At 45.6% G+C, this 217-nt stretch carries 1 protein-coding gene; it reads left to right on the top strand.

From position 1 onward, the window contains the following. On the top strand, positions 1-217 hold a 217-nt coding region (locus FRX97_RS12420), incomplete at both ends, for a hypothetical protein (RefSeq protein WP_223266631.1).

Here is a 217-nt window from a genome sequence, read left to right as displayed (position 1 = left end):
CCGTAGGTTCGTACACCTATTACATCGCTGGGTTTAAAGACATGGGCAACAGTCGTTGCACGAAGCTATTGAACGATAGGGTGAATTTTACGGTCAATAAAATTCCTTCGGCTAATGTTAGCGTACCGACCGAGGCTTGTATCAATGCTCCGGTTCCTTTTAGCGCAACATCTAGCGAGAACGTGCAAATCTCATGGGATTATGGAGATGGTACTCA

The organism is Luteibaculum oceani, from assembly GCF_007995015.1.
Classification (GTDB): Bacteria; Bacteroidota; Bacteroidia; order Flavobacteriales_D; family Luteibaculaceae; genus Luteibaculum; species Luteibaculum oceani.
The sequence above is the reverse complement of the archived record's forward strand: the minus strand, read 5'-3'. Positions and strand labels throughout refer to the sequence as shown.